We start from the raw sequence: 19,581 nt of genomic DNA, 5'->3' as shown, positions 1-19,581 counted from the left end.
CACTAATCGGATGCATTTCGTACGTGCGAGTTGGCCGGGGCGGATGGGCGGTGTAAATTGCACGCGATGACTACCGTTTCACGATTAGCGGTGAGCGTTTTTGGCATGACTATGCTGGCAGGGACGCTTGCATGCACCAAACTTGCACCCCCGAAGCCGGGCGTCAAGGAACTGCAGTCGTCGCGCGAGGCCGTGCGTGCGGCGTGGAGTTGGCAGGAGGATGCGTCGGTGAATGAAAGTGGCCGATGGACGCCGCTTTTCCTGTCGAAGGTGGAGTGCCTGTCGCGTCGCGACATGATGTGGACGATGCGGCCGGTGAAGGAAGAGCTCGACAGCCAAGGCCGCATGATCGTGCACGAAATCTGGTTTGACGGCACCTGGTACACGAGCGATGGACGGTATTGGGAGACCCTCAAAGATGCGGACAAGAAGATTCCAGGAAAATTGAATATCGGATGCGGCGAAGGCCCGGCACGGGTTTGGGATGGTTCTTTGTATTCGGAACTGGATGAGGTGATTCGGAAGGGCGCGATCGTTCCGGGGGAGAAGATGACCGCGAATGGCTTTGACTGCACCTGGTTTGACGTGTCTCTGAGTGTGGGTGAGCCGCCGCGGTACACGGTTTGCATCAATGCGGCGAGCAACCTGCCCCAGGTTGTGCGTTCGCGGGAGAATGGCCACGAGTACACCTACACGCTTTCCCAGTGGAATACCGCTTCGGTCGGGGTGCCCCCTGAGTTGTCGCGATAGGCGGGATTGGCCGTTGCGGTTCGCTATATACTGTTCATAGTGGGCATTGGGACTTCCGCCTTATGGCGATGCCGTCGCATCGAACGGGCATTTATTCCATCTAATTGGTAGAGATTCCAAGGGAGTTATTGATTCGTGTCTACCGCAACAATCAACGTGGCAAACGAGAAACAAGAACGCATTCTGGACGCGTTCCGCCGCTGGGGACATCTCCAGGCCAACATTGATCCGATCGGGTACTTCAAGCCCGTAGCGCATCCTGACCTCGAGTTTCCGGAAGACGAGTCCGAGTTCGCTCGGAAGATTTATTGCGGCACGATCGGCGTGGAGTTTATGCACATTGCCGATCCCGAGCGTCGCCGCTGGATCGCTGAAAAATTCGAAGGCGAGCCAGGACCGGTTGATCATCGGCGCGTGCTCGATGCCCTCGTCCGTGCCGACATGTTTGAGCAGACGCTCCAGTCGCGCTACATCGGAACGAAGCGCTACTCGCTCGAAGGCAATACATCGCTGATTCCGCTGCTGCACGAAATTCTGAACGCGGCTGCGGAACATGGCGCTGAGCAGGCCGTGATGGCGATGAGTCACCGCGGACGATTGAACGTCATCGTGAACGTGGTGAATCGTCCGGCGGCAGAAATTTTTGCGGGCTTTGAAGATGTGGATCCGCGCAGCGTGTTGGGCGGCGGCGACGTGAAGTACCACATCGGTTCGACGGGCGACTATCACGCCGCGAACGGCCAGACCGTGCATATCCATCTTGCGTCGAACCCGAGCCACCTGGAAGCCGTGAATCCCGTGGCGGCAGGACGCGTGAAGGCAAAGCAGCAGCGCATTGGGGAAGGCGGGATTCCCAAGGTCGTGCCGCTGATCATGCACGGCGACACGGCGTTCGCAGGGCAGGGCATTGTTGCCGAAACTCTTAACCTCGAGCACCTGCCGGGCTTCGACATCGGTGGCACGGTGCACGTGATCGCCAACAACCTGATCGGTTTCACTGCCAATCCGCGGGAGGCGTATTCGTCGCGCTACTCGAGCGACATCGCGAAGCGACTCGAGATGCCGATTATCCACGTGAATGCCGAGGATCCCGACGCGGTAGTGCGTGTCGGTCGCATTGCGATGGAATACCGCGACCGTTTCCAGAGCGATGTGCTGGTGGACCTCATCGGATATCGCCGCCACGGACATAGTGAAGTGGACGATCCTACGATCACGCAGCCGATTGTCTATCGCAAGATTAAAGATATGCCGCTGATTTCGGAATCGTACGCGGCGAAGATTGGCGCCGATACGAAGCCGATGGCGGAAGCAGTGCAGGCAGAGTGGGACGTCGCGCAAAAAGAAGGCAAGGCGATGCAAAAGAAGCCTTCCATGCGCGACCTGCCGTCATACTGGGACCCGTTCAAGGGCGGTCCATGGAATGCATCGCTCGAAGTGCCGACCGGTTTGAGTACCGAAGAGCTGCTGAAGATCACGGAAGGCATTACGAGCTATCCGTCCGACTTCAACATTCATCCCAAGGTCGCGAAGCTCCTTGAGCAGCGGCGCGAGATGGGTGAAGGGAAGAAGCCGCTCGATTACGGCATGGCCGAGGCACTGGCGTTTGGTTCTCTCGTGAAGAATGGCGTTCCGGTGCGGCTCACGGGGCAAGACTCGAAGCGCGGGACTTTCAATCAACGGCATGCCGTGCTCATTGATATCGAGGACGAGCACGAGTATGTGCCACTGGCAAACCTCGCGCCGAACCAGGCGTGGATCGAGATCTATAGCTCGGAGTTATCGGAAGCTGCGGTGATGGGCTTCGAGTATGGCTTCGCGCGCGACTTTCCGGAAGCGCTGGTGATGTGGGAGGCGCAGTTCGGCGATTTCGCAAACGGCGCGCAGATCATCATTGACCAGTTTCTAGTTGCCGGTGAGGACAAGTGGGACCTGCTCTCGGGTGTGGTTCTGCTGTTGCCGCATGGGCACGAAGGCCAGGGGCCGGAACATTCCAGCGCGCGCATCGAGCGCTATCTGCAACTGTGCGCTCGCGACAATATGCAGGTGTGCCAGCCGTCGAACGCAGCGCAGTACTTCCATCTTCTGCGTCGGCAGGCGTTGCGAAAGTGGCGGAAGCCGCTGGTGTGCTTCACGCCGAAGAGCATGCTGCGGCATCCGGAAGCGGTGTCTCCGCTGAGCGATCTGACTAAGCCGCATTTCGAGACCGTCGTGCCGGACCACGAAGTACAGAACGCCGAACGCTTGCTGCTCTGTACCGGAAAGATCGGACATGAATTAAGGATGGAACGCCGACGGCGTCGTGATACTTCGACAGCAATCCTGTCGCTCGACCAGATTTATCCGTTCCCGGAAAACGAATTGGAAGCAGCGCTGGCGCAGCATCCGAACGCAAGAGATTTCGTGTGGGTGCAAGAAGAGCCGGCGAACATGGGAGCTTTGTCGTTCGTTGAGCCGAGGCTGCACCGGATCATTGGGCCGGGGGTGCGGACGATTAAGCGAGCCGCAAGCGCGACGCCGGCGACGGGGTCGCACAAGGCGCATGAGTTGGAGCAGAAGACGCTGCTGAACATGGCCTTTACATCGATCAAGAATTAATCACAGAAAGATAACATTACAAATCGTGCCACGATACAAATCGTGGCATTTTTCATGTCACAAAATGGCATTGAAATTGCCACGCCCCGCACCTTTTTATGATTTTTCATAGAAGACGTGTAGAGAACATCCAAGTAATCGTATCGAAATGTAAAAAAGACGATGCAAAGCGTTGAATCCAAAGACCCTGACTTTGGTGCCAATCGTGCACCTACTCTCCTCGGACGACCACCCTTGGAAAACATGAGGGCGGCTCCAACCTAGAAGCGGAGAGAAGCTTAATGAGAACAACCGTAATTCGGGTACTCGCGGTTCTGGCTCTCTTGTTTGTGTTTACGTCGCTGGTGTTTGGCCAGGCGGAAACCGGACAGGTGACGGGAACGGTGACGGACCCCTCGGGAGCAATCGTTGCAGGCGCCAAGGTCACGATTACCGACGTGAACACCGGCGCCCAGCGTACGGGCACGACGAATAGTTCTGGCTCGTACACATTCACGAACCTGAAGCCGTCTACCTACGATGTTGTAGTGGAAGGATCCGGTTTCGCGAAATTCACCCGGCGTGTTGATGTGACCGTCGGTTCCAAGAATGAAGTATCGGCCCAGATGTCAGTGACCGGTGGCGGTACGACGGTCGAAGTAACGGCAGAAGGCGGAGCCGCTCAGGTCAACACTGAGTCGCAGACGCTTTCGACGGTTGTAACTTCGAAGCAGGTGACGGAGCTTCCGACCCTGACCCGTAACCCCTATGACCTGGTTGCAACCTCGGGCAACGTCAACGACGATCCTTCGGCGCGTGGCGCAGGCCTGTCGATTAACGGCCAGCGTTCGGCTTCGACGGACATTCTTCTGGACGGCGGCGAGAACGTGGACTTGTTCACGGCGACCGTTGGTCAGTCAGTTCCTTTGGATTCGGTGCAGGAATTCCGCGTCATCACGAGCGACTTCTCGGCCGAATACGGCCGCGCATCGGGCGGCGTGGTGAACGTGGCCACGAAGTCGGGTACTAACGCGTTCCACGGCACGGCATACGAATTCAACCGCGTGTCGGCACTTGCAGCCAACACTTACATCAATGATTCGACCCGTTACGATGCCTTCAACGGCGTTCCGATCGATGGGCTCGACCCGACCTGCGTCGTCGGACAGCCTTGCGATGCCGGCAAGAAGGGTGGTTTCACGCGTAACCAGTTCGGCTACTCCATTGGCGGCCCGGTGGTGAAGAACAAGTTGTTCTTCTTCTCGAGCACGGAATGGACGCGCGTCCGCAGCAGCGCTACGCAGAACGCAGCTGTGATCGATCCTTCGTTGATCGGTTCCGGCTACCTTGCTCCGAACGTTGTGGATTTTTTGAACTCGGCGAGCCTCCGTTCCAGCGCGACGACAGTCGGTCATGTCACTTGTGATCAGACCATAACCCCGACGAAGCCGCTGGGTCAGTGTCCGACTGCCATTCCTGGAAGCCAGGATCTGTATCAGCTCGTGTCGTTCACGCTGCCCAATGATTCGGGCGGCGGCGCACCGCAGAACACCTACTCCACCGTTAACCGTGTGGACTGGAACATCAGCGATAAGACAACTCTCTACGGCCGCTACGCGTTGTACAGCGAAGCCGATGCTGCGGGCACGAACAGCTGGAGCCCGTACGATGGTTTCGATACCGGCACGAATGTCTTCAACAACAATCTCAATATCAACCTGACCCACGTGTTCACGCCGAACTTCGTGAGCCAGTCGAAGATCATTTACAACCGCCTGAACAACCAACAGCCGCTCGGTGCTGCTCCGATCGCTCCGACGCTGTACTCGCAGGCGAACACCGTGCCCCGCATCAACGGTGCGGAGCTTCTCTATCCTGGGTATCTGCCGTTCAGCCCGGGCAACGCGATCCCGTTCGGTGGACCGCAGAACCTGTACCAGCTCTACCAGGACTTCTCCTGGACCAAGGGCAAGCACCAGTTCCGTTTCGGCGGCGACTACATCCAGACCCGCGACAATCGCGTGTTTGGTGCTTATGAGACCGCGGTTTCGATTCTGAGCAACGGCAATGCCGACCGCGCGATCAACAACCTCTTTTCCGCAGCCTCAGGCGGCGGCGATGGCACCCTGGATTTGTTCGAAGTCGGCGTGAATCCGCAAGGCGCATATCCCTGCCCGCGTTACCTCACTCCGAAGCCGGCTTACTGCCAATACACCACTCCGGTCGGTCCGCCGTCCTTCTCGCGTAACAATGGCTACAACGACGGCGCGTGGTACGTGCAGGACAGCTGGAAGATTCACCCGCGCGTGACCTTGAACCTCGGCCTGCGCTGGGAATACTACGGCGTGCAGCACAACTCCGACCCGAACCTCGAGTCGAACTTCTACGAGGGTCCGGGATCGTCCCTGCCGGCGCAGATCTACAGCGGCCAGGTCATGATTGGAAAAGACAGCCCGTCCAACGGTCTGTGGGACAAAGACACCAACAACTATGCTCCGCGCATTGGTTTTGCGTGGGACGTGTTTGGCGATGGCAAGACTTCCATCCGTGGTGGTTACGGCATCAGCTACGAACGTAACTTCGGCAACGTCACGTACAACGTGATTCAGAACCCGCCGAACTATGCGGTCGTCACTGCCGGCGGCATTCCTTTGACCACTGGCAACTACGACTCGATCAACGGCGGCCTGCCCGATGGAACGCTCATCGGCTTGAGCCAGCCCAGCCTGCGCTTGGTATCTCCGCACATCAAGACTGCCTACTCCGAGTTCTGGAGCTTGAGCCTTGAGCGCGAAGTTCTCAAGAACAGCATCCTGGCGTTCGAATACTCCGGTTCGCACGGTGTGCATCTTTATGACATCGGCAACGTGAACAAGGCCGGCTTCGGTAACTACTACGATCCAGCCGACATGCAGGCGTATGCCACGGGCGTTCTCGGTCTTGCTGATGCGTCCGACATGCCTTGCTACCCGCTTTGCAAGTTGAACCAGCAGTACGGCAATGCCAACAACCGTGGTGACCAGGGCTTCTCGCATTACAACTCCCTGAACACCCGGTTCACCTCGAACAACCTGTTCAACCTCGGACTGCAGTTGAACTTCAACTGGACCTGGTCGCATGCCATCGACAACCTGAGCAACACATTCAGCGAAGGCTCGAACAGCTTCCAGCTTGGTTACACCGACTACTTCCACCCGAACCTTGACACCGGCAGCGCGGAGTTCAACGCGACGCACCGCCTGGCGATCAGCGGCGTGTGGGACATGCCGTTCGGCAAGAAGTCGAGCAACGGTTTCGTTCGCGCAGCTCTTGGCGGATGGAGCGTTTCTCCGATCATCACCTACCGTACCGGCCAGCCCTACACGATTTGGGACTGCTGGAACGGCATCTACAACTGCTCGCATTTCATCCCCGCTGGTGCACAGGGTCGGGACGGTGGATACGGAACGGCGCACGCTGCCGGCGTGTTCGACTACATGTCCATCAACCCAGTCTGGGCCACTGCAGATGGAAGTGCTCCGCACGACGATGGAACGAACCCAGCGTTCCCCGGAACTCCGGGTCGCGGCGGTTCCGTCGAATTGCCTCTGGCGCCTTGCCAGGGCGCGGTCGGCTGCCAGATGTACACCGGACCGCGCGACAACTACATTGGACCGGGTAACCACCAGTTCAACATGGTTGTCGGTAAGCAGTTCAAGTTGACGGAACGTTTCAGCCTCCAGTTCCGCGGTGAGATGTACAACGTGTTCAACAATCACAACCTGTACATCCTGACCGGGAATAACGACGTGAGCACGGGTCTTCCGAACGTGCAGGCGTCGAAGGGCGGCTACGGCAACTCGACAGACGAGCGCCGTAACGTTCAGTTCGGTCTCAAGCTGATCTTCTAATTCACTCGAAGTTTGAGTACTTGGGGGAGCTCGAAAGAGCTCCCCATTTTTATTGGTTGCTGAAATTATGAGCGTGGCAGGATGCGGCGGAGGCGCTGCATGAGGTGCGAGAGTTTGTAGGGCTGCTGGAGGACTTCGACTCCGGCGTCGCCGGGGTCGGCGATCTCGCCGAGGACGATCACCACCGGTGCTGGAGACTGCGCGCGCAGCTTGCGTAGGAACTCTGCGGTTGCAAGCGGCGGCTCGACCAACACAGCACGGGCACAGGCAGAGGCCTCCGCTCCGGCGAGGTCCTGCAAAGCCGCGCTTACACTCTGGTAAAGCTCCACCGAATAGCCGCGCATCTCGAGGACGTGCCGCAGCGGCGCCGAGACCGCGACATCTGCGCACACGACAGCGATGTCGAATGGGGCCTGGGTTTCGGCCGGTTCCGTGTATTGCGAGTAAATACGACGCCCACCCGCAGCCTTCGCGCGATACAGAGCTTCGTCGGCGACGCGATAGAGGGAGTGCAGATCCTTTCCGTCGGCAGGGAACTCCGATAATCCGGCGCTAAAAGAAACGTGAAAATGCACACCCTGCGATGCCTCAAATGCGTGCGCCTCGAGGCCTTCGAGGACGTGCGCCATGCGTTCGATGGCATCACCGCGGCGCATAGCGAACATTGCCACGACGAATTCCTCGCCGCCCCAGCGCGCAACTACGTCTTCGCTGCGGAAGGATTGTCGCAGAAGTGAGCCGAGGTGTTGCAGCACGTCGTCGCCGGCTTGGTGGCCATAGGTATCGTTGACCCGTTTGAATTTGTCGAGATCAATGACCGCAAGCGACAACGGCAAGCCATGTCGTTCGGCCAAGCGGAGATAGTTTGCGATGACGACGTTTGAGCTGCGGCGATTGCGTACGCTGGTGAGCGGATCGTAATCGGAGAGGTTGCGATAAAGCCGGTCGCGATCGAGGCGGTTGCGCACGCGCGTGATCAATTCAATGTCAATGATCGGCTTGGCGACGAAATCATCTGCGCCGGCCGAGAAAATGCCAGTCACCGTTAGGGCGTCGGAGGTTGAGCTAAGGAACAACACCGGCAATCGGTTCCAATGACTGTCATTGCGAATTGCACGGCAAAGTTCGAGGCCCGAAAAATTGGGCATTTCGAGATCGAGGATCACGAGGTCCGGCGAGGTCTCTTCCAGAATGCTCCAGAAGAGGCGCGGATCGGCAAGTGAGGTTACTCGAATCGAGTGCTGGTCGAGCAACACCTGGATGGCGTTGAGCACAGCCACGTCGTCATCCACGATCAGAACTTTGAACTGCGCGCTCTGCAGATCGAGCAGATGTTCGCAGGTGTCCACGATCTCCATCACCGGCACGGTTTTCGGCAAGAATCCGTGAGCGCCGACTTGGGCTGCGGTCACGCGATCTTCAAAGGTATCTTCGGACGTAAGCGCGAGGACCTGCATCGGTGCGCGCGAGAGTATCAAGTCGCGCACCTGATCGCTTTCGTCTTCCACTGCGGGGTTTCCGCTCAACTGGGCGGTTGCGAGGTCGAGGACAAGTACGTCGAACCGATCTTCCTGCAGGAGTTGGCGAGCGCCGGGGAGATCCACTGCGGTCCTGGATTCGATACCGCGCTTCTCCGCCGTCGCCGCGATCCCGCGCGCCACAACTGGATCTCCTTCGACGATCAGCAACTTCCTTCGTCGTTCAGGCTCAGGCTCGGCGACGGTGACATGAAACTTCTCGATCAGAGAACGCAATTGCGAAGCCAATCCAGGGATATTCGCAGTCAGTAGTGCGTCGGCGGCATCTTCGCGGAGGCGATACTCGATTTCGCGAGCGACCGAGGTCCCCTCCGAGAGCCCGAACATTCCTAGGGATCCAGCCAGCTTATGGGCGTCCGAAGAGGCATCGGAGCGAAGGTCCACGTCGGAAGCGGAATCCGGCAATTGCCGGCAAAAACTCTCGATAGTATCGAGCCGGTGCAGGAGCAGGTCGCGGTTCTTGTTCCACACCACGGCCAACATGGCTTTGGTCTGTTGGGTTGGGTTCGCGGGCGAGTGCGACATAGTTCAGGGCCTCGGCCATCCCAGGGCATCTGCAAGTTCCGCCGGGAGTGTCAGAGGGTCGAAGGGTTTGGATAGAACCGCCGAGGCGCCCAGGCTTGCGAACCGCGCCTTCTCGCTCGGCTGAACTTTCGCCGTCAAGAAGACCACCGGTATGTGGGAGGTCGAGGGTTGTGCCTGGAGCTTCTGGAAAGTGGTCGGCCCATCCATTTCGGGCATCATCACATCGAGCAGGATGGCGTCGGGCTGTTCACTGGCGGCAATGGATAACGCGGAGATTCCGGATCGAGCGCTCAACACTTCGTAGCCCGCAACCGTCTCGAGGCTCAGCGCGGCTACCTCGCGAATGTCGTCCTCGTCATCTACCACTAAAATGCGTTTAGCCGCCATGGTCTACCCCGGCTGATTGGAACAGGTTTGCAGAATATACAACAACGGCCGTGAAAGCGCTGCAGTTCTAATTTGCAGGGGCGGCCCCGGAAGTGGGACCGGGGGAAGCATCGGCTTGCACTATGGAGGCGTCTTCTTCCTGGAAGCGGGGAAGCAGGATAAAGAATTCGCTACCTTTTCCGTCGATGCTGTCGACCCAGATCGATCCGCCGTGCTGCTGCACGATGCTGCGGCAGATCGCCAGGCCAAGACCTGTACCGCCTTTGTCGCGCGAGTCCGACGCATCTACCTGCTGGAAACGCTCGAAAATCGTTTGCAGCTTGTTAGACGGAATGCCTCTGCCCTGGTCACGCACGCGAATCAGGAGCCCCCCTCCCCGGCGCTGGGAACTGATCGTCACGGTATTGTCGGGCTTGGAAAACTTGATGGCATTGCTTAACAGGTTGGTGAGGGTTTGAAGCATACGATCGCGGTCGGCATAAAGGATGCCCCGCGTCGAATGGGTCTCCAGCCGAACCTTGTTAGCGTCTGCCATGGCATGCATGGTTGCACTGGCTTGCGAAATCAGATCTGCGGCATCGAGCGGTTGGACGTTTAGCGCGATGTTACCGGATTCGATCTTCTCGATGTCGAGAATGTCGTTGATGAGCCGCACCAATCGCTCGGTGTTCTTCAGTGCGATGTCGAGCATCCGGTCGGCTTTCTCCGGATCTTTACGTAAGGCGCCTCCAGCGAGCAGCCCGAGCGAGCCGCGGATAGATGTCAGCGGCGTGCGTAGTTCATGGCTCACCACCGAGATGAACTCGTTCTTCATACGATCGACTTCACGCCGCTTGGTTACATCCTGGAAAATCGCACTGCAATATTCCACGCCCGTTATGCCGTACCGGCAGCTGATTGTGCCTTCGACGACGATCTTGCGACCATCCTGCGATCGGAAGGTGAGCTCAACCTTGTCCGTGCTGCCGCTCCTCACGATCATTCCGATGATCGCTTTGCAGCGTTCGCGGTCTTCGGGACCGATGAGGTCGAAGAGCGGCTTTTTCAGGAGTTCCTCGCGGGAATATCCCAGCGTGCTCATCCACGTGGAGTTCGGATGCAGGATCGTGCCGTCAGTCCCAAAGGTGAGGATCAAGTCCGCCGAATTCTCAAACAGGTAGTGGTAACGATCCTCGTTCTGGGTAATTTCCTGTTCGGCGCGCTTGCGTGCAATGAATTGGCCGATTTGCGCTCCCACCGTATTCAGCATCGAGAGGAGGTGGTTGTCCACGTGACGATGCCGCATGCTGAACAGGGTGAACACGCCGATCACGCCTTCGCGCGAACGGATGGGAAAGCCGACAGCTGTCTTCAGCGAAAGTGCTTCGACTTCGATCTTGCGAACGAAATTCTCTTCCTGCGTGATGTCTGGAACCTGGATGGCTGTCGCCTTCTCCCAAACTCGGCCGGCGAGTCCCTCGCCGCGCTGGATGCGGGTGTGCTGGCTGATATCGAGGAACTCGCTCAGATCGATTCCAGGAAGCGACCACGCGAAGTTGAAGGTCATCGAGTCTTGTTCAGGATCTACTCCCCAAAATTCACTCAGTTCCCAGTCAAGGTTGTTACAGAGAGCCTGCAAGATCTCGGGAATCGATTGGTCGAGGTTCTCCGCTTCCGCCAACACACGAGCAACGGCGTTCTGCACTTCGAGTTGTGCCCGGGCGCGGCTGCGCTCGGTGATGTCGCGAGCATTTAAAACGATGCCGTGCAGCACTTCGTCGGTGAGGAGGTTGTTGGCGACAATCTCCGTGGTTAGGTATTCGCCGTCGGCGCGACGCAACCGCAGTTCCTGCGGAGCAGAGTAACCCGGAGTCAAAGCGATCGAGTAGAAAGAGGTCCGCGCGGTTTCCACGTCCGCGGGATGAATGATGTCGAAGATCTCGCGGCCGACTAGTTCCTGTACTTCGAATTCCAGCAGCCTTTCGACTGCCGGGCTAATGTACTGCAAGTGTCCAGCCGCGTCGATTACGGCGACCATGTCGCTACTGTTTTGCAGCAACGCACGGTAGCGCCGTTCGATTTGGCTCTTGGCCTTCTCCGCATCTTTGCGCCGGGTGACATCGCTGACGATGAATACGTACCCGGTGATAGCGCCGTTTTCATCGTGCATCGCGCTGGTGGAGAGCAGGCCAAAGAAGCGGGAACCGTCACGGCGGACATAGGTCCATTCGCTTTCGTCGATGGTTCCTAATCGAGCCTTTGCGATCAGAGATTCGAAGCCGGCGGAGATGCTCTGTCCGAAGAACCGGCTCATTTGTTCGGCGTGCTGTTCGAGTTCCGTAGGGTCGTGGAGCTTTTCCGGGGCGAGCCGGCCGACTACTTCACTCGCGTGATAGCCAAGCATCTGTTCAGCCGCCGAGTTGAAACTGATGATCGTGCCGGAGGTGTCGGTGGAGATGATGGCGTAATTCGCGCTGTTCAGCACCGCTCGCTGCAGGGCGGTTGTGCGCTGGAGTTGCCGCTCGACTGCAAATCGTTTCTGGATATCGCGCTGCAGGACCAGTCCCGCCGCCGCTAGGAACAACATTGCGAGCAATCCGCCGGTGAGGATGCTTCGGAGTGATTTCCCCGCGCTGCGGCGTTGCGCCTCGATCCGTACGCTCAGAAGCCTGGTTTCAAGTGCGACGCCTTCCGAGACCTTCGTCTGGATCTCATCCATCCGACGCTTGCCTTCGGTCGCGACACGACGTTGCACATCCTCCGTCAATCCGTTATTTCGCCTCAAAACGAGGGTCAAATTCATGTGATCGATTTTTTGTTCGATCAGCCCTTGGAGGTCCTTTAAGCGCAACTGCTGCGTGGCATTATCGGAAGTCAGTTGCAACAGGTTCCGGCTAAGCTCACGCGTGGTCCGGACGTCCAATTCATAGTTCTTCAGGAATGTTTCGTCGCCGGTGATGAGGTAACGCCCTTGGGATGACTCGGCGTGCTCCAGGGTGGATTGCAGTTGGTCGAGATTGGTAATTACATCCTGGGTATGCGATGTCCAGGAACTGTCTTCGATCAGGGTGGTCGTGGTGCGATAGCTGAGCCAACCCACGATCAGGATGATCGCCATGCCCGCGAGAAATGCAAATGCCACGGCCGGTCGGAATGAGCGCGCGCGGCGTTCCATACCCGGCGAAGGCTGACGATCGAAAGAGATGGTTTCTGGTGACATGACTCTGCGCCGCGGGTGTAGTTCCGACGCTCATTCCCAAGAGTGCTGCTATTGTCGCTCTTTTCTCAGCCGAGCGATACTAACCGCCGGTCTACGCGCGACGCGCCAGGTTGTGGTCCAGCGCGAACAGCGCCAACTCCAACCGCGTCGACATGCCCACTTTGTCGAAGATATGCGTCAGGTGCCGCTTTACAGTTTCTTCGCTGATGGTCAGGCGAGTAGCAATTTCGCGATTCCCGCAACCTTCCGTCACCAGCGCAACAATCTCGAGTTCGCGCGGCGTGAGGCCAAAATCGTTTCGCGGGGCTTCCGTACGGCTGCTGGCGGCCAACTCATTCAGCAATTGCACGACGTTCGGCACGATCTTGCCGTCGAGCCAGTACTGGCCATCGAGTACCGCGCGGATTGCGGCCACCAGTTCGTTCAGCGCGTCCTTGCGAACGACACCACGCGCCCCCAATTGCAACGCCTGCAGCACCTGCTGCTTGGTGATGGACGCCGTGAGTACGATCGTCCGTACCAGGCTGTCGGTAGTCGTCATCTCCTTGAGGGCATCGAGTCCCGGGAGATTCGGCATCAGTAAGTCGAGCAACAGGAGGTCCGGCTTGAGTTCACGGACGAGTCGAACACTCTCGTCGCCGTTCTTGGCTTCACCGACGACTGAAAATTCCGTGCGTGCGGAAAGCACGTTGCGCAGGATGTCCCGGACGATTGGATCATCATCCGCAATCAGTATGCGAGCTATACCGCGGGCATTTGTTGCCTTTGCTTGCGCCACCAGACGTTCAGCTCCTGTAGGGATGTTCGAGCAGTGCATAAGTGATAGCACAAGCACGGCTGATTGGGAAACTGGAGTTTCCTGTTAGTTTCAACAGGACCCTGTCCACAAACGAGGGTCTAATTACTACCACCGTGGGATACAAGCAAAAGCGGCGTTTCGGCAGAATGCCTTCAACCCGTAAAAAGACCATGCGGGGAGCGCTGGAACCCCGGCCTACGAGCAAGGCCACCAGGCCCCCGCAAGGCATTCAACAAATCCTCTGAAGAAAAAGCCCGCACCCGCGGGCTTTTTCTGTCCCTTCTTCCGCGACTTTAGCTGTCTTTTGTTAATCCAAGCTAGGTTCCGGGAGGTTTTTCGGTGCGGAGCCGCCTGCTCGACCTGCTCGATGTGCAACATCCGATCTTTCTTGCGCCGCTCGGCGGCGGGCCGTCCACCCCCGAACTGGCTTCCACGATAGGCAATTCCGGCGGCCTGGGAGCCTTGGCAGCTGCCTATCTCACGCCAGACCAGCTCATTTATGACGTACAGAGTGCCCGTAAGCGGACGGATGCGCCGCTGAACGTCAATTTATTCGCCGGGGGCTACCACGCTTCGACGCAGGACGATCCCCGCCCCATGTTAGGGCTTCTGGAAGCCTCGCACCGCGAAGTAGGCCTGCCAGAGCCAAACCTTCCTGTCGTTCCGCCAGACCCATTCGACCAGCAATTTGAGGCTCTTCTATCTGCCAAACCGCGTGTTTTCAGCTTTACCTTCGGAATCCCGCTGGCGTCAGCCATCCAGCGCGCCCAAAAACGGGGAATCCTCGTGTTCGGTACGGCGACTACCGTTCGTGAGGGTCAGCTTCTTGCCTCTGCCGGTGTGGATGCCATCGTCGCCCAGGGTGCCGAGGCCGGAGGCCAGCGCGGCACCTTCGACGTCTCCTTCGAGGAAGGACTGGTCCCGCTTCGCGCATTGGTCGCCGGACTGGCAAACGCCGTCGCGCTGCCGGTAATCGCTTCTGGGGGCATTATGAACGGCCGAGAAATCGCCGAGATGCTGCGCCTGGGCGCCAGCGCTGTGCAGCTTGGAACCGTGTTTCTGTGTACTCCCGAGGCTGGCACCTCTGCGCCCTACCGTAAAGCCCTTCTTGATGCCGAAGAGGACCGCACCAGGATCACGTATGCATTCACCGGCCGCGGAGCGCGCGGGATCGAGAACGCCTTTATGCGGCAAATGGCTGCACATCGCGATGCGATCCTGCCATTTCCCATGCAGAACCTGCTCACGCGCGATCTTCGCAAAGCTGCGACCCAGCAGGGCAAACCGGAATACCTATCATTGTGGGCTGGAACCGGGGTAGCGCAGATTCGCGCTGAACCCGCCGCGCAGATCATGCGCCGCTTGGTGGACGAGATGCAGGAAGCACTTGGTGGGCCCGGTAGGATTTGAACCTACAACCAACGGATTATGAGTCCGCTGCTCTAACCGTTGAGCTACAGGCCCAGCGTTTTACATGCGTATATCTTACAGCAGCTTGTAGCCGCACCCGCGGCTCAGGCCGTCCTCTCGGCTTGCCAACGTGTGTACATCCCTAGACCACATTCTGTAGTGCGTGTTGCGTTGCTGCTGGGTTACATTGGCCGGACGGGGTGTAATTCCGGCGTGAGCATTCTGCTCAAAGATATTCGCGTTGCTCTTCGGATGCTTGCTGCTGCGCCGGCATTCACCCTCACCGCCGTGCTCTCGCTGGCAATCGGGATTGGCGTGAACACCACGATCTTCAGCATCGTGGATGGGCTCCTGCTTCGTCCGCTTCCGTACAAAGATGCTGAACGGTTAGTGATCCTTTGGAACCGCTCGCCCGGCCTCGGCATTACGGAAGACTGGTTCTCCACGGCGCAGTACTTCGACATCAAGAACGGGCATCATGGTTTCGAGCAGGTCGCGATTGCCATTGGCGCGAACTATAACCTCACTGGATCGGGCGAGCCGGAGCGCTTGGGCGCAATCCGGGTATCGTCGAATTTGTTGCCGATGCTCGGACAGCAGGCAGCCCTAGGGCGAACTTTCGCAGCCGACGAGGACGTGCCGGGACGCACCGCAACAGCTGTGCTCAGCTACGGAACCTGGACACGTCGCTTCGGGTCCGATCCCGCCGTGCTCGGCAAAAAGGTGATGCTGAACGGCGCGCCTTACGAAATTGTCGGCGTGATGCCGCGATCTTTTTCATTGCCCCGCGAGGTGATGCCTACGCTCGACGGCGCAGAGCAGGCGGAAATACTGCTGCCGCTCCCACTCCCTGCGAATGCAGCTCAGAATCGCGATCACGAAGACTACAACATCGTCGGCAAGCTGAAGCGCGGCGTGTCAGTTGAACAAGCGCAAGCCGAAATGGACACGATTACCGCGCGTCTGCGCCATGAGTTTCCTGAAGCCTATCCACCGAACGGTGGCTTGACGTTTGGCATCGTGCCGCTGCTCGAGCAGGTAGTCGGAAACGTTCGCCACACGTTGTACCTGCTGCTGGGTGCAGTCGCTTTTGTCCTATTGATTGCGTGCGTGAACGTTGCGAACCTGCAGTTGTCGCGCGCCGTCGCGCGGAAGAAAGAGTTCGCGGTGCGCACCGCGCTCGGCGCCACGCCGGTGCGCATTCTTCGTCAGTTGCTTACAGAGGGGGTAATGCTTGCTCTTGGCGGAGGTTCGTTGGGCGTCCTCGTGGCATCAATCGCGCTGCGCTGTGTGCGGCTGCTGGGGCCGCAGAGCGTTCCGAGATTGAGTGACATCGAAATCGGCGTTCCCGCTCTGCTATTCACGTTCACAGTTTCGATCCTGTCGGCGATCCTGTTTGGACTGGCTCCCGCGCTTCGCGTTTCCCGCCTCGACGTCCAAATGGCCATGCAGGACAACAGCCGTACCTCGGCAGGCGTGAGTGCGATTTGGGGCAAAGGTGATTCCCTCCGCCGCTTCCTGGTGATCGGCGAGATCGCCCTCTGCACCGTCGTTTTAATTGGCGCTGGGCTGCTGATTCGGAGTTTCGCGCGCGTCCGCGATGTTGATCCCGGTTTCAATGCGCGAAACGTCCTTACCCTCGAACTCACGATGACGGGCGAGCGGTATAAAGACAAGTTCGCAGTTCTCGGCGCCTATCACGATCTGTGGCAGCGCCTTGAGACCTTGCCGGGCCTTGGCGCGGCGGGCGCCGTGACTTCGTTACCTCTGAGCCAAATGTTCGCCTGGGGTCCCATCACGGTTGAGGGACGTGTGCCGCCATCCGGAGAGAAGTTCATCAACGCCGACATACGCATGGTCAACGGACACTACTTCCAGGCCATGGAAATCCCGCTGCACGCTGGACGGTTGTTCAACGACGGCGACGCCCTCGACAAACCTTCCGTCGCGATCGTTGACGACTACATGGCGCAGCAACTTTGGCCTAACCAGGACCCAGTCGGCAAGCGTCTTCATCTCGGCGGAATCGGTGAGACCGATTCTCCCTGGATCACCGTGGTCGGCGTGATCGGTCGTGTGAAGCAATACACGCTGGACTCGGACGCACGAATCGCCTTTTATCTTCCACAAACCCAGTACGTCACCCGAGCCATGAATGTCGTCCTGCGGAGCAACAACGATCCGAGTACGCTGGCTGGCGCGGTCAAACAGCAGATCCACGAACTTGATCCCGACCTGCCGCTCTACAACGTCACGACCATGCAGCAGCGTTTGGAAAAATCGCTAGCGCGGCGCCGGTTCGTAATGCTCGTCCTCGGAGTGTTCGCGGCAATTTCGTTTGGCCTCGCCGTAATTGGAATCTACGGGCTGGTCGCCTACCTGGTAGGGCAGGGCAGCCGCGAGCTCGGTATCCGGCTGGCGCTGGGAGCAAGCCGAGCAAACATCATGAACCTCATCGTAAGAGGCGGGCTGGTCCTGGCGGTATCAGGTGTGGGTATCGGCGTTATAGGAGCGCTGGTGGTTGGGCGACTGATGCGTTCACTGCTTTACGGAGTCGGATCCGTCGATATCGCCACGTTCGTAGCGGTTCCGGTCCTTTTGACTTGTACTGCGTTTGTCGCCAGTGTGATCCCGGCGCGCCGTGCCTCTCGCATCGATCCAACTGCGTCATTGCGATGCGAATAACGCGCGGATTTACGTTCTTCCATTTGGAACGAACTGCAATTTGGCGAGAGACTCGCGCCGCGACTCTATTTTCGAGTCCACCACTGGCAATCCAAGGCATTCCAGGATGCCGCGACGGAAGTTTCGGACCATTGTTTCCATGGTGTGCTCTTCCGCGCCGATCCGCGCGGCCTGGCTCATCGCCACAAGTCGGGACCGGGCCTTCAGTAGTGAAACTACAGCCGACGCATACGCCTGCTCCTCGTGCGCCGTGATGAGGCCGTTCTTTCCCGGAGTGAGATAGCTGATCTCCGGACCGTGGTCCGGAAGTGCCGTTGTAATCAGCGGAAGTTGTGCCGCGAACGCATCGAGGATCGCCAGACCGACTGCACCCGGAAGGAGGAAAACATCCGCCATCTTCAACAAAAGCGCTTTTTCTCGACCTATCCGCGGGCCAACATAATGGACGAATCGCTCATGTACGGCGACCAGTTCCACCTGATTCCGTAGCGGACCATTCCCAACTACGAGAAGGGTAAACTCGGGGATCTCCTGTGCAATCCGCCTCGCGGCTGCGAAGAGAAAATCGAGGTGCTTGTTCCGGCTCAAATTGCCACAATAAATGCCGACTGGCCCCGGCCGGATGTCCATTCCGACGCGCGCCTCCTGCACGCATGCCGAGCAGATCGCGTCGCACTCTCGTTGTAGTTCCGCAGTATCAATCGTGTTTCCCACCGGCGTGATGCCGCAGCTCACACCGTTCTTGCGCAGGTTCTGCGCCGACTGTGGTGTGTATGCGAACCACCAGTCCACGGTCGCGGCCAGCCGGTGTCGCAGCCATCGGTCCGGCTGCGAAAGCCTGGCAGGTTGGATGTCGCCTTTTCCCCAGAATGCGACGCGTTTCACTCCTGCCGAACGCAGAGCAATCAGCATCGGGTTCAACAGCATTTTGTTTTCTGCCGGAGTGATGACCAGGTCCGCCTCGCTGATCTCCCGCCACGCTGCTTGATACACAAACCGGTCGGCAATCCAGTAGCTCTTCACCGGCCGGCCATAAGAGTCCGGCGGCACCGCATTGTCCTTGCGCGCTTCATGAAGCGAGTTCGGATGCCCGTAGAGTACGCGCATCTCGATGCCGTCACTCTGTAGCACGGCGTGTAGCAGATCGAAGAAAGGCAAGCGATAGTGTTTGACGTACGGAGCGAGAAAAACGACGCGGCGCATCAGACCATCCTCCGTTCGCGGGAAGAGGGAAGCAGCGCGATTTCGTCGCGTAGGACCTCAATCGACACGCTCTGTCCGATCATCCCGATCGAGACCACGACGCGGAACTCCGACCGGAAGTGCATGAGCACGCCTTCGAGTCCGGACAGCGGTCCGCTCGTGATTTGCACGCGGTCTCCGAGAATTGCTTCACGGAAAGGACGCACGCGTCCAAGCCGGATACCCGCACGTAGCTTCTCGATGTAGTGGTCTGAGATCGATGACACAGCCCCGGCCCGCTCGACAATGCTCACGACGCCGGGAAGGGACATCACGCGGACGCGATCTCGCCTCGCGAAGCGGGCAAAGACATATCCGGGAAAGAGTGGCAGTGTGAGGGTGACCGTCTGCCGATTCTTCCAAGTCCTCTTCTCCGCATATAGCGGCAAAAACGATTCCACTCCGCGACAAAGCAGTTGTTCCGCGACTTTCTTTTCATGCCGCGGATAGGTAAAAAGCGCCGACCACGAGAGCGAATGATATAAGCCAGGTTGTTCGGACTGATTTGCAAAACCCAAATCGACTGCAGGGGGAGCAACGGTCACACTGTGAGGCCCTGGGGAAGTGTCCCGGTCAAGC

General features: G+C 58.5%; 11 protein-coding genes and 1 tRNA gene. 5 read left to right on the top strand and 7 right to left on the bottom strand.

Going from position 1 to position 19,581, the window contains the following annotated elements; genetic code table 11:
* Positions 1-66: 66 nt before the first annotated feature.
* From ACID345_RS18145 to ACID345_RS18135, 3 genes are all read left to right on the top strand, one after another.
* Complete coding sequence (locus ACID345_RS18145) at positions 67-750, top strand: hypothetical protein (RefSeq protein WP_148210164.1); 684 nt, start codon at positions 67-69, stop codon at positions 748-750.
* Between the two features lie 135 nt (positions 751-885).
* On the top strand, positions 886-3,348 hold the full coding sequence (locus ACID345_RS18140; RefSeq protein WP_011524307.1) for a 2-oxoglutarate dehydrogenase E1 component: 2,463 nt from the start codon (positions 886-888) through the stop codon (positions 3,346-3,348).
* Positions 3,349-3,629: 281 nt separating this feature from the next.
* On the top strand, positions 3,630-7,217 hold the full coding sequence (locus ACID345_RS18135; protein WP_011524306.1) for a TonB-dependent receptor: 3,588 nt from the start codon (positions 3,630-3,632) through the stop codon (positions 7,215-7,217).
* A gap of 65 nt (positions 7,218-7,282) precedes the next feature.
* Here ACID345_RS18135 and ACID345_RS18130 read toward each other — a convergent pair whose 3' ends face one another.
* The 4 genes from ACID345_RS18130 to ACID345_RS18115 all read right to left on the bottom strand — a co-directional run bounded on the left by ACID345_RS18130 (position 7,283) and on the right by ACID345_RS18115 (position 13,644).
* Complete coding sequence (locus tag ACID345_RS18130) at positions 7,283-9,280, bottom strand: diguanylate cyclase (protein ID WP_011524305.1); 1,998 nt, start codon at positions 9,278-9,280, stop codon at positions 7,283-7,285.
* 3 nt (positions 9,281-9,283) lie between these two features.
* A complete protein-coding gene (locus tag ACID345_RS18125; RefSeq protein ID WP_011524304.1) occupies positions 9,284-9,667 on the bottom strand; it encodes a response regulator in 384 nt (127 codons plus the stop codon).
* A 67-nt stretch (positions 9,668-9,734) separates the two neighbouring features.
* Positions 9,735-12,866, bottom strand: coding sequence for a PAS domain S-box protein (locus ACID345_RS25750; RefSeq protein ID WP_011524303.1), 3,132 nt, complete (start codon positions 12,864-12,866; stop codon positions 9,735-9,737).
* A 91-nt stretch (positions 12,867-12,957) separates the two neighbouring features.
* Positions 12,958-13,644, bottom strand: a complete 687-nt coding sequence (locus tag ACID345_RS18115; RefSeq protein ID WP_011524302.1) for a response regulator — start codon at positions 13,642-13,644, stop codon at positions 12,958-12,960.
* Between the two features lie 360 nt (positions 13,645-14,004).
* Here ACID345_RS18115 and ACID345_RS25745 point away from each other — a divergent pair, with 360 nt between their 5' ends.
* Positions 14,005-15,075, top strand: a complete 1,071-nt coding sequence (locus ACID345_RS25745; RefSeq protein WP_011524301.1) for an NAD(P)H-dependent flavin oxidoreductase — start codon at positions 14,005-14,007, stop codon at positions 15,073-15,075.
* On the opposite strand, the gene ACID345_RS18100 is transcribed toward ACID345_RS25745, so the two are convergent.
* Positions 15,054-15,129: transfer RNA gene (locus ACID345_RS18100), tRNA-Ile, on the bottom strand. The genes ACID345_RS25745 and ACID345_RS18100 overlap by 22 nt on opposite strands.
* 159 nt (positions 15,130-15,288) lie before the next feature.
* Between ACID345_RS18100 and ACID345_RS18095 the strand changes: the two genes are divergently transcribed.
* Entirely contained in the window at positions 15,289-17,760 is a 2,472-nt protein-coding gene (locus ACID345_RS18095) for an ABC transporter permease (protein WP_011524300.1), read from the top strand.
* Positions 17,761-17,769: 9 nt separating this feature from the next.
* Here ACID345_RS18095 and ACID345_RS18090 read toward each other — a convergent pair whose 3' ends face one another.
* Positions 17,770-18,963 carry a glycosyltransferase gene (locus ACID345_RS18090; RefSeq protein WP_011524299.1) on the bottom strand — a complete coding sequence of 398 codons (1,194 nt, stop codon included), beginning with the start codon at positions 18,961-18,963 and terminating at the stop codon, positions 17,770-17,772.
* Positions 18,963-19,520, bottom strand: a complete 558-nt coding sequence (locus ACID345_RS18085) for a transcription termination/antitermination NusG family protein (RefSeq protein WP_041855850.1) — start codon at positions 19,518-19,520, stop codon at positions 18,963-18,965. Before ACID345_RS18085 ends, ACID345_RS18090 begins: the two co-directional genes overlap by 1 nt.
* Positions 19,521-19,581 lie beyond the last annotated feature (61 nt).

The organism is Candidatus Koribacter versatilis Ellin345 (assembly GCF_000014005.1).
In the GTDB taxonomy this organism is placed as follows: Bacteria; Acidobacteriota; Terriglobia; order Terriglobales; family Acidobacteriaceae; genus Korobacter; species Korobacter versatilis_A.
Note: the sequence above shows the minus strand (reverse complement) of the source record. Positions and strands in the feature narration are given on the sequence as shown.

Bases quoted from the DNA above. Each gene is read 5' to 3' on its own strand.
- ACID345_RS18090 (WP_011524299.1), bottom strand. From the start codon at position 18,963: ATGCGCCGCGTCGTTTTTCTCGCTCCGTACGTCAAACACTATCGCTTG.
- ACID345_RS18145 (WP_148210164.1), top strand. From the start codon at position 67: ATGACTACCGTTTCACGATTAGCGGTGAGCGTTTTTGGCATGACTATG.
- ACID345_RS18135 (WP_011524306.1), top strand. From the start codon at position 3,630: ATGAGAACAACCGTAATTCGGGTACTCGCGGTTCTGGCTCTCTTGTTT.
- ACID345_RS18130 (WP_011524305.1), bottom strand. From the start codon at position 9,280: ATGTCGCACTCGCCCGCGAACCCAACCCAACAGACCAAAGCCATGTTG.
- ACID345_RS18125 (WP_011524304.1), bottom strand. From the start codon at position 9,667: ATGGCGGCTAAACGCATTTTAGTGGTAGATGACGAGGACGACATTCGC.
- ACID345_RS25750 (WP_011524303.1), bottom strand. From the start codon at position 12,866: ATGTCACCAGAAACCATCTCTTTCGATCGTCAGCCTTCGCCGGGTATG.